Annotated in this window: 14 protein-coding genes; 6 read left to right on the top strand and 8 right to left on the bottom strand. The window is 43.3% G+C overall.

The annotated features are described in order from the left end of the window. Positions 1–26: 26 nt before the first annotated feature. A complete protein-coding gene (gene gdhA / locus M1L66_RS33455) occupies positions 27–1,361 on the bottom strand; it encodes an NADP-specific glutamate dehydrogenase (protein WP_025529395.1) in 1,335 nt (444 codons plus the stop codon). 351 nt (positions 1,362–1,712) lie between these two features. On the opposite strand from gdhA, the gene M1L66_RS33460 reads away from it, so the two are divergent. Both M1L66_RS33460 and nudC read left to right on the top strand, forming a co-directional pair. Then, positions 1,713–2,303, top strand: coding sequence for a biotin transporter BioY (locus tag M1L66_RS33460; RefSeq protein WP_412331278.1), 591 nt, complete (start codon positions 1,713–1,715; stop codon positions 2,301–2,303). Between the two features lie 113 nt (positions 2,304–2,416). Continuing rightward, positions 2,417–3,259: an NAD(+) diphosphatase gene (nudC, locus tag M1L66_RS33465; RefSeq protein ID WP_412331277.1), complete on the top strand. Its 843-nt coding sequence runs from the start codon at positions 2,417–2,419 to the stop codon at positions 3,257–3,259. On the opposite strand, the gene M1L66_RS33470 is transcribed toward nudC, so the two are convergent. The 5 genes from M1L66_RS33470 to M1L66_RS33490 all read right to left on the bottom strand — a co-directional run bounded on the left by M1L66_RS33470 (position 3,256) and on the right by M1L66_RS33490 (position 8,646). After that, a complete protein-coding gene (locus M1L66_RS33470) occupies positions 3,256–4,365 on the bottom strand; it encodes a Gfo/Idh/MocA family protein (protein ID WP_110322572.1) in 1,110 nt (369 codons plus the stop codon). The two genes, nudC and M1L66_RS33470, sit on opposite strands and share 4 nt — an antisense overlap. A 50-nt stretch (positions 4,366–4,415) precedes the next feature. Then, complete coding sequence (locus M1L66_RS33475) at positions 4,416–5,264, bottom strand: carbohydrate ABC transporter permease (RefSeq protein WP_349769004.1); 849 nt, start codon at positions 5,262–5,264, stop codon at positions 4,416–4,418. Further along, positions 5,261–6,157, bottom strand: coding sequence for a carbohydrate ABC transporter permease (locus M1L66_RS33480; RefSeq protein ID WP_187024308.1), 897 nt, complete (start codon positions 6,155–6,157; stop codon positions 5,261–5,263). The genes M1L66_RS33475 and M1L66_RS33480 overlap by 4 nt, the downstream gene beginning before the upstream one ends. Before the next feature lie 61 nt (positions 6,158–6,218). Beyond that, positions 6,219–7,607: an ABC transporter substrate-binding protein gene (locus tag M1L66_RS33485; RefSeq protein WP_412331276.1), complete on the bottom strand. Its 1,389-nt coding sequence runs from the start codon at positions 7,605–7,607 to the stop codon at positions 6,219–6,221. A gap of 130 nt (positions 7,608–7,737) precedes the next feature. Continuing rightward, entirely contained in the window at positions 7,738–8,646 is a 909-nt protein-coding gene (locus M1L66_RS33490; RefSeq protein ID WP_187024310.1) for a helix-turn-helix domain-containing protein, read from the bottom strand. Positions 8,647–8,764: 118 nt separating this feature from the next. Between M1L66_RS33490 and M1L66_RS33495 the strand changes: the two genes are divergently transcribed. Continuing rightward, positions 8,765–9,703: an acetylxylan esterase gene (locus M1L66_RS33495; RefSeq protein WP_110322567.1), complete on the top strand. Its 939-nt coding sequence runs from the start codon at positions 8,765–8,767 to the stop codon at positions 9,701–9,703. A 61-nt stretch (positions 9,704–9,764) separates the two neighbouring features. Here the strand turns inward: M1L66_RS33495 and adhE are convergent, their stop codons facing one another. Next, positions 9,765–12,380 (bottom strand): bifunctional acetaldehyde-CoA/alcohol dehydrogenase, encoded by a 2,616-nt coding sequence (gene adhE, locus M1L66_RS33500; protein ID WP_187024311.1) that lies wholly within the window; start codon positions 12,378–12,380, stop codon positions 9,765–9,767. A gap of 209 nt (positions 12,381–12,589) precedes the next feature. After that, the gene (locus tag M1L66_RS33505) at positions 12,590–13,300 is read right to left on the bottom strand and encodes a Crp/Fnr family transcriptional regulator (protein ID WP_002605390.1); all 711 of its coding nucleotides are present in this window, start codon (positions 13,298–13,300) and stop codon (positions 12,590–12,592) included. A gap of 265 nt (positions 13,301–13,565) precedes the next feature. Between M1L66_RS33505 and M1L66_RS33510 the strand changes: the two genes are divergently transcribed. From M1L66_RS33510 to M1L66_RS33520, 3 genes are all read left to right on the top strand, one after another. After that, positions 13,566–13,769: a cold-shock protein gene (locus M1L66_RS33510; protein ID WP_187024312.1), complete on the top strand. Its 204-nt coding sequence runs from the start codon at positions 13,566–13,568 to the stop codon at positions 13,767–13,769. A gap of 267 nt (positions 13,770–14,036) precedes the next feature. Further along, positions 14,037–14,867, top strand: a complete 831-nt coding sequence (locus M1L66_RS33515; protein ID WP_002605392.1) for a DUF3100 domain-containing protein — start codon at positions 14,037–14,039, stop codon at positions 14,865–14,867. 15 nt (positions 14,868–14,882) lie between these two features. Beyond that, on the top strand, positions 14,883–15,329 hold the full coding sequence (locus tag M1L66_RS33520; RefSeq protein ID WP_110322563.1) for a hypothetical protein: 447 nt from the start codon (positions 14,883–14,885) through the stop codon (positions 15,327–15,329). The last annotated feature ends 89 nt before the right edge of the window (positions 15,330–15,418 follow it).

Here is a 15,418-nt window from a genome sequence, read left to right on the forward strand (position 1 = left end):
GCAGTCTAATAGAAAACCTCAGAATCCTACACAACGCCCTGAGCCATCATAGCTTCCACAACCTTCTCAAATCCCGCGATATTGGCGCCGGCCACATAGTTGCCCTTTACGCCATATCTCTCAGCCGCATCCGCTGCTTTCGCGTAGATGCCTACCATGATGCCGTGAAGCTTCTCATCCACTTCCTCAAATGACCAGGAAAGTCTTAAGCTGTTCTGGCTCATCTCCAGTGCGGAAGTCGCCACGCCGCCTGCGTTAGCTGCCTTGCCAGGCATAAACATCATGCCGTTCTCCTGGAAGAAGTCCGTTGCTTCTCTTGTAGAAGGCATGTTAGCGCCCTCTGCCACTGCGAAGCATCCGTTTGCCTTTAAGGCCTTTGCATCGTCTAAATTCAGTTCGTTCTGCGTCGCACATGGAAGAGCGATGTCACATGGAATGCTCCAGATTCCCTTTCCTTCTGTATAAACAGCGGTAGGAACTGCATCCACGTACTCTTTGATACGTCCCCGGCGAACCTCTTTGATATCCTTGACAATATCAAGCTTAATGCCGTCTTTATCGTAAATGTATCCGTTGGAATCGCTTAATGCAACCACCCTGGCGCCCAGCTGCTGTGCCTTCTCTGTCGCGTAGATTGCCACGTTGCCGGATCCGGATACGACTACTGTCTTTCCAGCCAGTTCATTTCCGTTGTGCTTCAACATCTCATCTACAATGTATACGAGGCCATAGCCAGTCGCCTGTGTACGTGCCAGGGAACCGCCGTATGTTAAGCCCTTACCGGTCAGAACGCCTTCATATAAGCCGGTCAGTCTCTTATACTGTCCGTACATATAGCCGATCTCTCTAGCGCCTACGCCGATATCGCCGGCCGGAACATCCTGATCTGCACCAATGTACTTGTAAAGCTCTGTCATGAAGCTCTGGCAGAATGCCATAACCTCTCTGTCAGATTTACCCTTTGGATCAAAGTTGGAACCACCCTTGCCGCCGCCGATCGGAAGTCCTGTTAAAGAGTTTTTAAATACCTGCTCAAAACCTAAGAATTTTAAGATACCCTGGTTTACGGACGGATGAAGACGTAAGCCTCCCTTATACGGTCCGATTGCGCTGTTGAACTGCACGCGGTATCCCTTGTTGACCTGTACCTGCCCGTTGTCGTCAACCCACGGAATACGGAAGGAAATGACTCTCTCCGGCTCTACGAGACGCTCTAAGAGTGCCATCTTACGGTACTTCTCCTCATTAGCGTCAATGACCAGTCTCAAAGAATCCAGCACTTCCTTTACTGCCTGGTGGAATTCGGCTTCTCCCGGATTCTGTTTTACCACTCTCTCATAAACTTCATCAACATACGACATAGATTTTTCCTCCTTGTGATTTTCCACATTTACCATACGACTTCACATCAGTGAATATTGCTTCCAAAAGGGCAAAAAGGGGCCAGAACATACGTTCCGGCCCCTTTGCCTTTTGTAACTGATAGAAATTATAGCAAGTAAAGATTATAAAGTCAATAATTACCAAAACTTTATTTTATTAATTTCAGCTAAATTTAAACTGCTTATTATTATTCCCTTCCCACTTTTAATACCATGGCAAAATTGTTAACTATATATCATTTTTAGTTGACATCTTTTCATATGCATGATACAATTTTTTAATAAAATTCTTACCATAACTATAGATAATTTAGGAAGGGAGTTTCTATCATGATATTACCAAACACTACTAACACTGCCGCACCATCAAGACGCATTACCACGAGAGATTTAGTATTTGCGGGAATGATTGCAGCCATTCTTACTATTATATCACAGATATCAGTCCCCATGCCTACCGGAGTTCCCATAACAATTCAGGTATTTGGAATCACTTTAATTGGTGTCACATTTGGATGGAGACTGGGACTTTACGGCTCTCTGGTCTATATACTCCTTGGCGCTGCAGGTCTTCCTATCTTTGCAAACTTCCGCGGTGGTTTCTCCGTTCTGGTTGATTTCACAGGAGGATATATCTGGTCCTGGCCGATCATGGCTGCATTATGCGGCCTTCATATTAAATCAGAAAATAAGAAACTGGAATCTGCGTCTATTTTTCTTTTTTCATTTATTGGATTGGTTATTAATGAGACAGCCGGCGGGATGCAGTGGGCAGCTCTGGCCGGTGACATGTCTGCATGGGGAGTATTTACCTATTCTATGACAGCATTTGTACCAAAAGATATTGTACTTACCATTCTGGCAGTTATCTTTGGTATTCAGCTCCGTAAAACACTGAAACGTGCAGGTATAACCAGATAAGTAACAGTTCAGGCGATATCATCCATTGACTTTCCGCTCTGCATCTGCTATGATTTCCTGAATACAACCGTGATATAGTTCATGATTATAGATAGAAAGAAGGCTTTTCACGCATGATTCAGGAAATTGCACCCCACCGCTTCCGGAACGAATTTTATATTAAAACTCCATCTCCGGACAGTTATATTCTATATTTCCAGGATGGTTCCATCCTGCTAAATCATACTGATTCATTAAAGATCCCTAAATTTTCCGAACTTATGGCTGCGGATGGCGGCTCCGTATCCGGCCACTGCGACTATCTCTTTTCCATCGATGATAAAGAATACTTTTTGATTGATGAAACCGCCATATCTCTGTCCGGAAACGAGACACTGGCGCTCTATCCCACTTCGGTAATCCGTGATTTAGAACCGCTGTGGATTTCATTTGCAGCTGCCAACGGCGCAGAACTCCACCGATTCTACCGCAATAACCGTTTTTGCGGCCGCTGCGGTACAGCAAACATGAAAAGTAAAAAAGAACGTTCCATGGTCTGCCCTTGCTGCGGCAATACCGTCTATCCCAAGATTGCACCGGCCGTCATTGTTGCTGTCACTGATGGTGATAAGCTTCTCCTCACCAAATACGCTGGCCGTGAATATACCCGCTATGCCCTGGTAGCCGGCTACACGGAATTCGGTGAAACACTGGAGGAAACCGTCCGGCGCGAGGTCATGGAAGAAGTCGGACTGAAAGTAACAAATATCCGCTATTATAAAAATCAGCCATGGGCTTTCAGTGACTCCATGCTGGTTGGTTTTTTCGCTGAGCTGGATGGTTCTCCACAAATTCATCTGGATGAAACAGAATTATCCACAGCAGTCTGGATGAAACGCGAAGATATCCCCGGAGACTACACGAATGTAAGTCTGACTCATGAGATGATTCTTTTATTTAAGAACGGGCTGGCTTAGCCCTTAATCTCTTCAACTTTTACTTTTCTGTCTTCCCGCAGGGAAAGTGTCGCTGCATCTGCTGTTGCAATCGCCGCCCGTGCAGCTTCTCCTGTCAATAACGGTTTATATTCCTCGGAAGCCTCCTCACCATGCATAATACCATTAAAAAACTTCATCTCTTTTTTCATGATGCTGTGCAGCCACATAGGAGGTTTCTTTCCCGGATGACCATACATAATAGCACCATCCATCTCCAGACCGTTGTATATCCGTGTTCTGTCATCATCCTCCTCTCTGCTTTCATGCACCAGAAAATACTCCTCTGTTCCGTCCGCATGCTTTAAGGTCATCTTCACATTTGCCATATCGATTCTGATCGCGCCTTCTGTTCCCTGAATCATCAGATAATGCTCCGGCCAGTGGAATGCAGAACCGTATTCCATAAAAGCATACGTATTATTTCCAAACTCCATGGAAATAAGAAGCATATCATCCTCATCCCCAAACCGAGGACCGCTATGTGCCACATTTCCTCCCGTCATCGTAACTTCCGTTGCAGGCCCCATTATGAATTGAATACAATCAAGTTCATGAATATGGTGATAGAGATGCCCCCCCGATTTTGCGCGGATCTTTTTCCAGCTGATGCTCTCCTGCGGCTCTTCCCAACCATTTCTGGCCGCATGACAGTACAGTACCCTGCCGATTTTTCCCTCGTGGATTAGCTGTTTCGCTTTATGTACACCATTGAAAAAATTCATTACATGACCGGCCATAAATACAATGCCGCTGTCCTGAGCCGCTTTTACCATCTGATCACAATCCTTATAAGACAGTGCAATCGGTTTCTCACAGAACACGTTCTTTTTGTAGCGTGCCGCCATCAGAACCGGATCGCGGTGTAAATAATTGGGTGTTGCCACAATTAACGCATCCACATCAGGGCGTGCACACAGTTTTTCCAGGTCTGTTTCTACATCACACCCTAATTCCTCTGCTGTCTGTACCGCATTTTCAGGATCAAGTACTGCCGCAATCCTGGCTCCTTCCTGATCCTTCATAATTCTGGCCAGTTCCGCCCCAAAATATCCGGTACCTACAATTCCATATCCAATTGTATCCATAATTGTTACTTCCTCCATTCATTTATTTTAGTATCCCTGTAAACTTAACCCTACTTAATCGACCCTTGTGAAAGTCCGCCCGCAATTTTTTTCTGAATCAGCATAAAGAAAATAATGGATGGCACTACTACGAGAACAGAGGCTGCCATCATGGTTCCCCAATCCAGAATTTCCTGGCCTTCTAATGATTTTAAGGCTATGGAAACCGTCATTTTACTGGTACTGTTAGTCATAATCAAAGCATATAACAGCTCATTCCACGCATTAATAAACGTATAAATCGCCACAGCAACAAGTCCCGGTGCAACAATAGGAAGCGCTACATTGACAAATACCTGTATTTTATTTGCTCCATCCACCCTGGCTGCTTCCTCAATCTCTAACGGAACCGTTTGAAAAAAACCTACCAGAAGCCATATTGCATAGGGAACGGAAAATGACAAATATACGATTACAAGTCCAATACGCGTATTCATAAGTCCCGCTTTTCCCATAATAATAGAATACGGTACAGCCAGCAATATTGGGGGAAACATATAAGTTGTAATTAACACCCTTGTCATAAGCTTACCGAAACGAGGGTAGAACCTTACAATTCCATAAGCTCCCAAAGCAGAGATGGTAATGGTAATCAAAGTAGATGAAAATGCAATTATTATACTGTTTCCAATATTGTTTAAGAAACCAAGATTTATCAGCACATTCTTAAAATTATCAAGTGTAACGGCACTGGGAATCAGTTTGGTCGGATTGCTTAAAAGCTCTCCCTGTTTTTTAACAGAGCAAAGCACAATCCAAAGAAGTGGAAACACTGCCATCACAGAAAGAACCGACAGATAAAGATAACTTATTGTATCGCCAACCCATCCACTTTTTAAACGTTTGTGCTTTTCCATCATGCCCCCTCCTTATCCCATTTATCAAGCAGCTTAAAATATAAAAGGCAAATTACCAGAAGGAACATCAGAAGCAGTACTGTAACCGCCGATGAGCGTCCTAACTGCTTAAGCCCCCATCCCACATTATAGGCATAAATCGGAACCGTCTCTGTTAAGTTTGCAGGTCCGCCGCCTGTAATTAAAAATATTGTGTCAAAATTATTGAAAACCCATATCGTCCTGAGAACCACCAAAAGCCCTACAACTACACGGATGTGAGGAATCGTAATATGCAGAAAGGACTGCCAGGGCGCTGCACCGTCTATCTGTGCTGCTTCGTATTGATCCCTGGGAACCGTTTGGAGGGCACTTAAGACATTTACCATAATAAGTGGTGCTCCAAACCAGATATTGATCATAACCAAAGTACCAAATACAAGGGATTCATTACTTAGAAACTGAGGCGTAGACTGACAGATTCCAATCTGTACCAAAAGATTGGGAAGAAAACCGTATACTCCGCTTAAAATCCATTTCCATGCAAGTGCAATAACAATAGAGGGGAATGCCCATGGAATAATAAGTGCTGTCCGGAACAGACCCTGACCCTTTTTTATCCGATTTAGAGCCAGCGCTGCTGTAAATCCCACTCCAATCTGTCCAAGCAGAGAAAACACTGTCCATTTAATTGATGTCAGGAATGCTCCTGTAAATTCTTTATCTGACAGAATTTTTATGTAATTATCAATTCCAACAAACTTGTAATTCTGCTTAATCAGATGCTTGCTGGTAAAGCTATAAAAAACACTTGATAAAACAGGATAGAGCAATAACCCTATAACGACTGCAAGAGCCGGCAGTAAAAACAGGAAACCGGATATCCGATTCCAGTTCAGCAACTTTTTTTTCTTCATGGCAACGCTCCTTTAAGATAAATCGGGGCGATGTATCCGCCCCGTTTCATCAACTTGTTAATCATTCCAATGTTTCAAAAAGCTCGTTCAGCTTATCTTCTGCCGCTTTAGCCGCTTCCTCCACAGGCGTTCCCTTCAGTATAATTTCCTGGAACATATTCTCAATTACACCCTGACTTGTAAGCAGACCTGCCTGCGGCTTAGGACCGTATTCCATTCCGATTGCAGTTCCGGTTCCAACCGCATCTGAGATTACCTTCATTTCATTAGAAAATTTCTGAATCATCGGATCAGAAAGAAACTCTTCATTTGATGCAATGTCCTTAAGTGCAGGCAGCATGCCTACAGGAACAGACTGAAGGAACGGAACGTAGTATTCCGGCTGATACAGAAACTTAATAAATGCTTCGCAAATCTCGGGATGCTTTGAATTTTTCCATATTACCATAGGAATATTAGAGGTTTCATATCCTCTCTGCTCATCACCCTTGTTTATTGTTGGCATTGGAGCGCACGCTACATAATCCAACAGCTCCGGTGCATTAGTATCAACACCGCCAATCTGGAAACCGGAATTAAAATCAAATGCATTTTTTCCAGTATAGTACAGTGTGGCATGATCCAAAACGTTATAGTTAATTGATTCAGCCGGCGAACAATCTTTATACATCTTAACCCAATAATTAATGCCGTCTATTGCTGCCTGGCTAGTTAAATTAGCGGTTCCATCCTCTTTAATAAGAGTTTCATTCGCGCTTCTAACATAAAAATTCAAATAACGCGTCGCCATCATATCATTGGTACCCAGAGGAACCGAACAGCCGTAGACCGATCCGTTTTCTCCGTCTGAAATGGTTTTCGCGGCTGTGTATAATTCATCCCAGGTAGTAGGCACCTCAAGATTATACTTATCAAGTATATTGGTAAAATACCACATTACCTGCGCATGAGAATAGATTGGAATCGCATAGCAACTGCCGTCCACCGTCATTTCCTTAATTGGTGCTTCATAAAAACGATCTCTACCTATCTTATCAATCAGATTATCCATCGGTAAAATGGCATCCGCATCAATCATTTCTACAACATGGTTCGGAAGAGCAGTACTCATATCCGGCACATTACCCGATGCAAGACCGGTTGTCCATTTTGTATAAAAATCCGGCCAGGAAAATGTCTCAATCGTGATTTTAACATCTGGATTTTCTTTCATAAAATCATTCGCGGCTGCCTGAATGGTATCCAGGCGTCCCCCCTGTGTAAAGGAATGCCAAAACGTAATCTCACCTTTTAAGGGTTCTTCTCCTGGATCTTCTTTCACTGTTTCTGCTGTTTCCTCTTGTTTTGCGTTGTTTTCTGCCGTTGTCGCAGGTGTTGAGGTGTTGCTGCTGCAAGCTGCCAGACAGGCAATAATCGGGAGTGTCAAGAGCAACGATAATGACTTTTTCATAATTTTCTCCTTTTTTATTTATTTTTTTTGTGCATTTTTATGTATTTATCATAATCTATCTTGGCACCTGCATACAAGATGTAAATCGCTTAAAATTAGCATAAAACAATTAATATTTAAACGTATGTGGCTATTTTCTTTTAAATTCTACCGTACTGCCTTCTCTGGATACCTTACGATATTCCTGAGGAGAAATTCCGAAAACCGAATGAAACGTACGGGTAAAATAATTGGGATCATTATAACCCAGGTCATATGCAATATCTGATATTCTTCGTTCTGACGCCAAAAGTTCCCGGGATGCAGTCAGCATGCGGAGCTCTTTAATATAATCTCCAGGAGATTTTCCTGTTTGTATTTTAAAAAGACGACGCAGTGAAGATTCACTGACTTCCGCAATACTGCAGAGAAGCTTTAAATCCAGAGGATCCTTTGGATGTGCTACTATATAATCCTCTACAGCCTGTATTCTTGGATCCCTGCTGACATTACCAGACTTTCTTGCACGCTGCTGCAGTTTCTCAATTGTATATGCAGTTGAATTTAGTTCAAGTTGAGACTGCTGCCTTTTTTCCCCCCGCTCTGTCAGCCATGCAATAATCAGCTCTAGATATCCTCTAATTTTAAACATTTTCCCAATGCTTTTATTAAAGCTTGCAGTCTCATAAATCTCTCTGAAATAAGACAAAACCCTTTCATCTTCCGCCTCTGTCACATCCAACACATTAAAATAGTTCGATAAAAAATCATTATTCTTAAGTTGTATAGTCGTTACAAAACGGATACTCATAAATTTAAAATCATCGGTAAATGCTTTACAGTCAAGAGTTGTCCCCTGTGGGATATAAACTACCTGATTAGGTTTTACATTATGTCTTCGTCCATCCAGAACAAATTCACCTTCGCCTGCCAGAATATAACGAAGCAGCCCATATGGCAATACTGTTGTAGGGTAGATCCACATTCGTGTGAATGAATATACATCAACATAAATAAAGTTAAAACGAAGTGAATAGATAAGTGAATGATTCTCCTCCATTGTACCTCTCCTTAATAATTCGATTGAAATATAGTTGTTTTGTCTTGATTATAATCAAAATATTACTATCGGTAAAGTTATTTTATGACTATAATAGTTTAAAAGGAGGTGTGCTATCATGCCAAAAGAACTATTTTCAGAAGCTCAAGCCTTTTCTTGTTATCCATCATCACATGAAATTGACAAATGGGCCTCTGATTTACTAAAGAAAAGTCAGAATATGAAAACGGAAGTGTCCATTTTACCAAACTCACCAATCCGTATCGAGTTTGGTAACAACCCCTGTACTCTTCAGAATAAATTTATTCAATTTAAAACTGAAGAAAAACGACGTACTTTTTATGGTTACTGGCAGCCATCTATAAGCTCTCCTGCCCCGCTGCTAATAAACCTGCCGGGTTACGGAGGTTTCATAAACCTTCATCCACAGCTTGCAGACATGGGGTACCATATACTTCACATATCGCCTCAGGGTTATGTTAGTCCCTCCGGTCCAGATACTTCAAAGACAGCACCGGATGGAAACTGGCCTGTACTTCATAATACAATAACGGGCAAACCGGGAGGTTACGAAGACTGGCTTACAGACTGTTTACTGGCAATACGCTGGGCAGTCTTGCAGCCTGATGTCCTTCCTGACCGGCTCTCTGTCTTTGGAACCAGCCAGGGCGGAGGAACTGCCCTTTTACTGGCATCTATTTTGGGATCGGCAGTTCGATGTGTCTGCGCAGACATTCCTTTCCTGACTAATTTTCCGTCCTCCAGGCTGAAAGGAAACGCTTACGGCATATTAAGTCCATATCGTCAATCTGTACCCGAGGATATCTTCTGGAATCGGTTGGGATATATCGATACGCTTTCTCATGCCCATCGGCTGCATATACCGGTCATGCTTTCAGGAGGCGGTCAAGATGAAGTTTGTCCTCCCGATACGGTAGAAAGCCTGTTTACAAAACTATCATGTACCAAACAGTACACACGTCTCGAACATGGGGTTCATACTCATTCTCGGGAAAGTATGGTTTTATTTGGAGCTTGGCTTCGGTTATTTGCTTAATTTATATAACACAAAGGGCCGCCCCGCGAATCGGGTACGGCCCTTTGCCACCTATTTAAACTTATTTACCGTAGTAAGCCTTTAAATACATCTCTTTGAGCTCGCTCATCAGCGGATATCTCGGGTTAGCCCCGGTACACTGATCATCAAATGCCTGCTCTACCATAGCATCTAACGTATCTAAGAAGTACTTCTCATCTACACCATACTCTTTGATCGTCTTCTTAATTCCTACTGCCGCTTTTAATTCTTCAATCTTATCGATAAATTTCTTCAATACTTCAGCATCATTCTTTCCCTGAATTCCGCAGAAACGTCCGCATTCCGCGTATCTTGCAAGTGTATGCGGATATTCATACTGCGGGAAAGTGCCCATCTTGGTTGGTACTTCAGATGCATTGAATTCCATAACCAGAGTGATTAACAAAGCATTTGCAACACCGTGTGGAAGGTGATGGAATGCCCCCAGTTTATGAGCCATGGAGTGGCATACCCCCAGGAATGCATTATTAAATGCCATACCAGCCATACAAGAAGCATCAGCCATCTTGCATCTTGCCTCAACATTAGATCCGTCATTATAAGCTGTCGGCAGGTATTCCAGTACATTCTTCATAGCCTTTAACGCAAGGCCGTCTGTATAATCAGAAGCCATAACAGATGCATAGGCTTCCAGAGCATGAGTCAGAACATCGACACCGGAAGCGCTTGTTAAGCCCTTCGGCTGGCTCATCATGTTATCTGCATCGACAATAGCCATCTTAGGCATTAATTCATAGTCAGCCAGCGGATATTTAACGCCTGTATCCTGGTCTGTAATAACTGCAAAGGAGGTAACCTCGGAACCAGTACCGGAAGAGGTCGGGATCGCGATGAAGTATGCTTTCTCACCCATCTTCGGGAAGGTGTAGACTCTCTTACGAATATCCATGAAACGCATAGCCATATCCTGGAAGTCTACTTCCGGATGCTCATACATAACCCACATGATCTTGGCTGCGTCCATAGCGGAACCGCCGCCCAGAGCAATGATGGTATCCGGTTGGAATGCTCTCATAGCCTTTGCACCTGCCTGTGCGTTGGCAAGCGTCGGGTCTGGCTGTACATCGGAGAATACCGTGTATACGATGCCCATTTCGTCTAATTTATCTGTAATCGGTTTTGTATAACCATTCATGTAAAGGAAGGAGTCTGTTACAACGAATGCTCTCTTCTTGCCATATACATCCTTTAATTCGCTCAGTGCAACAGGCATACAGCCTTTTTTGAAGTAAACCTTTTCAGGATTTCTGAACCACAGCATGTTCTCTCTCCTCTCGGCAACGGTCTTGATATTTAACAGATGTTTTACACCTACGTTTTCAGATACGGAGTTTCCGCCCCAGGAACCACAGCCTAATGTCAGGGATGGAGTCATCTTGAAGTTGTAGATATCACCGATACCGCCATGAGAAGATGGAGTGTTGATCAGGATACGGCACGTCTTCATAGCCTCGGCATGCTTCATGATTTTCTCATGCTCGTTTACATTTACATAAAGGGATGCCGTATGTCCATAACCGCCGTCAGCAACCAGCTGAGCTGCTTTTGCAAGCGCCTCGTCGAAATCCTTTGCCTTATACATGGCAAGAACCGGAGACAGCTTCTCATGTGCAAATTCTTCATCTATATGAACGGAATCAACCTCGCCGATTAAGATCTTGGTCGCTTCCGGTACCTCGACACCTGCAAGCTTTGCAATTGTGTAAGCCGTCTGTCCAACAATCTTGGCATTTAAAGCGCCGTTGATGATGATGGTCTTACGAACCTTCTCAATCTCATCACCCTTTAAGAAGTAGCAGCCTCTTGCCGCAAATTCTTTTCTCGCTTCATCATATACCTTTTCCAGAACGGTAACGGACTGCTCGGAAGCACAGATCATACCGTTATCAAAGGTCTTGGAATGGATAATGGAGTTTACTGCCAGTTTAATATTAGCTGTATCGTCGATGATAACCGGTGTATTGCCTGCGCCTACGCCCAGTGCCGGTTTTCCTGAAGAGTAAGCAGCCTTAACCATTCCAGGGCCGCCTGTGGCCAGAATGATATCTGCGCTTCTCATAACTTCGTTTGTTAATTCCAGTGAAGGAACATCAATCCAGCTGATGATGCCTTCCGGAGCGCCGGCCTTAACAGCTGCCTCTAAAACTACCTTTGCTGCTGCAATAGTACAGTTCTTAGCACGCGGATGTGGGGAAATGATAATCGCGTTTCTTGTCTTTAAAGAAATCAGTGTCTTAAAGATCGCGGTTGAAGTCGGGTTTGTTGTAGGAATAACAGCCGCTACGATACCGATCGGCTCTGCCAGCTTCTTAATTCCGTATGCCTTATCTTCTTCAATAACACCGCAGGTCTTTGTATCTTTATAGGCATTGTAGATGTACTCGGCTGCGTAGTTGTTTTTGATAACCTTATCTTCCACAACACCCATGCCGGTTTCTTCCACTGCCATCTTGGCGAGAGGGAGTCTCATTTTATTGGCTGCACTAGCTGCTTCATAGAAGATCTTGTCCACCTGTTCCTGTGTGAAGGTTGCAAATTCTCTCTGAGCTTCTCTCATTGCTTCCATCTTTGCAACCAAAGCGTCTACATTGTCAATGATTTCCGGAACTTTTACCTGTTCTTCTTTCTTTGCCATCCTGACTTACCTCCAGTTTTTTTAATAAGTTTAATAGGTTTTTTTTATGTTCGATATTTTTTTAACGAACTTTGTAGTATCATTATATGATTTCGTTAAATAATTGTCAATAATATATTTGACAAAAAAATAACAATATCACCCCCGTTTTTATTCAAATCTAATAAATACTTTTATACTGATATATTTTCCAGATACAGCCAGCCGTTTTACCAGTGATTTGCCCCCTTTCTCAGCACAGCCAGCTCCGCAACGGCCTTGTTATACTGCTCTTTATCAAAGGTCAGCTTTCCTTTCGTGATCCCGATCATGCCGGTATCCTTTAACTTCTTAACAGTTCTGTTCAAGGTCTTAATATTGATTCCCAGTTCCTCCTCCAGCTGATTCCTGGTAAATGGAACTGTAATGCTCGTCTTATTTCCCGTCATATGCTTATCGGCGTACTGTACCAGATACTCCAGAAGCAGAAAGTTCGGCGGATAGAACAGCGTCGCCCCATTCTTCGACGAGGAACGGTACAGCTTAAACGCCACCTTGCTGGCTATTAAATAGAGAAGATCAATATCTTCCTTAATCCACCGCTCAAAATCCTTCCTCGGCATCTGGAGAAGAACACATTCCGTAATGGTCTCCAGGGTGACAGAGGTCCGCTCCTGCCCCGCCAGGATTGTTACCTCGCCCACAAAATCTATGGCCTCGTTCTTCTCAATCATATATACGTTACCGTTTTCAAATTCATTGATGGCCCGGTGATCTCCGCAGCAGACAAATGCAAAATAGTCCAGCTCGTAATTCTTCTGGTGGATAATCTGTCCCGGCGGTATCACCTTAATGACACTGCGGGCCTTGATATCCGGCGGCATATGTTTGATATACGCCTCAAGCTTTGGCGCTCGTTTCAGCAATTCCTCCCAATTCATGTTCCGGCTCCTTTTCCGATGTTTTCGCTTCTTTTATTATACAGCGCGAAAAAACAAATGTAAAATATTGATACCAAAAACAGAAATAAAATAATTTTCAGAATTGCTTGACAATTTTTTCGTACTATGATATCATGATAGAGTATTTTAATGAGATTTTGATTCACATATTTTTGTAAGTCATTATTTGTTAATAATGCTTTACAAAAATATGTGATTTTTAGTTTCAGAACAAATATAATAATATTATATTAGGAGGTACCTCATGAATAAGGGTACAGTAAAATGGTTTAACAGCTCAAAGGGTTATGGCTTCATCACAAACGACGAGACAGGAGAAGAAGTTTTCGTTCATTTTTCCGGAATTATGACAGATGGTTATAAGTCTCTGGAAGATGGCCAGAGAGTTACTTTTGATACCACTCAGGGCAACCGTGGAATCCAGGCTGTCAACGTATACGCAGCTTAATCAGTTTCAGATTCTGAACTGATTCAAAAAAGGTTTGTACAGAGCAACGGGTACTCCCCGTTATCTGTACAGACCTTTTTTTATTGCCTGTTTATTCATCAAATCTCCTACAATTTAGTACTATCTTATAATTATAAAAACATTTTCCCCTATTTTTGTGCAAAATATCTCATTTGTCCTTTTTTATCTGCTTCTCTTCCGCTAGAATGAAGCTATCAAACATATTTGAAGCGAATGTTACCATTTTACCAAAAGGAGCGTAAGTGTATGAAAAAAGAAACCTTCCAGTATTCCTCCCTAAAGGAGCGGATTAAGACAGAGTACCGTGTGTACATCATAGCCTTTATCTTTATCCTGATTGCAGACAGCATCGGCCAGATTAAGATTCCTCTCGGCCCCGGAATGCTGATCCTGTTCCCGATCTTCTACTCTCTCTTCATGGGTATTTTATCAGGACCGCAGATATTAAAGGTCATGAAAGAAAAAGAAGTAACCGCAGCGTCAAAGCTGGTAATCGTGGCTATCTGCCCCTTTATCGCAAAGCTCGGCATCAATGCAGGCGCCAGCCTTTCAACGGTTATTCAGGCCGGTCCCGCTCTCTTACTGCAGGAAATCGGCAACCTGGGAACGATCTTCCTCGCTCTGCCATTTGCACTTCTCCTCGGCTTAAAGCGTGAGGCAATCGGAGCAACACATTCCATCAACCGGGAAACCAATCTGGCCCTGATCACAGATATGTACGGACCGGATTCACCGGAAGCCCGCGGCAGCCTATCCATTTACATAGTCGGCGGTATGATCGGAACCATTTATTTCGGATTTATGGCTACCATGGTAGCGGCTTTAAATATTTTCCACCCATACGCACTGGGAATGGCCTCCGGCGTCGGCGCCGGCATCATGATGGCGTCAGCTACGGCCAGCTTAACAGAGATTTACCCGGCTATGGCCGATAAGATTTCGGCGCTTGCCAGCACCAGTGAGACCCTTTCGGGAATCACCGGTATCTACGTTGCTATATTTATAGGAATTCCGCTTTGCAACAAGCTGTATGCGTTCCTGGAACCAAAGATTGCACGTCTGCGCGGAGAAAAATAAGGAGGACTGACGATTATGAGATATAAAGAATGGGGATTTTTACTGGTTATTGCCTGCCTTGGCATCATGACGGCAAACTTTGTTGGATTTAAGGTAGCATTTCTCGACTCTCTGCCGGGTGTATGCGTGCTCCTTGTCATCTCCTGCATCGGAGTTGTATTAAGCAAGATTATACCGTTAAAGCTTCCTATCGTGGCCTACTGCTCGATTGTGGGACTCTTAGCGGCATGTCCGATCTCACCGATCTCTTCCTTTGTAATTGAGTCCGCCAACAAGATCAATTTCACGGCTCCTCTGACCATGGTTGGCGCGTTTGCCGGTATTTCCATCGGAAATGAGATTAAGGCCTTCGCAAAACAGGGCTGGAAGATGATAATCATCGCTCTACTCGTCATGACAGGAACATTCTTCGGCTCCGCCCTGGTTTCTAACATTGTTCTGTCTCTGACTCACGCAATTTAGACGTTGTAGTTCACAGACCGGGAAGCAGAGACCGACCGGGCTGTGAACTGCAACATTTAATTTGTTACAACTCGTATGAATTTTGGAGA

Origin of the sequence: Hungatella sp. SB206 (assembly GCF_051132295.1) — a bacterium.
Taxonomy (GTDB): Bacteria; Bacillota; Clostridia; order Lachnospirales; family Lachnospiraceae; genus Hungatella; species Hungatella effluvii.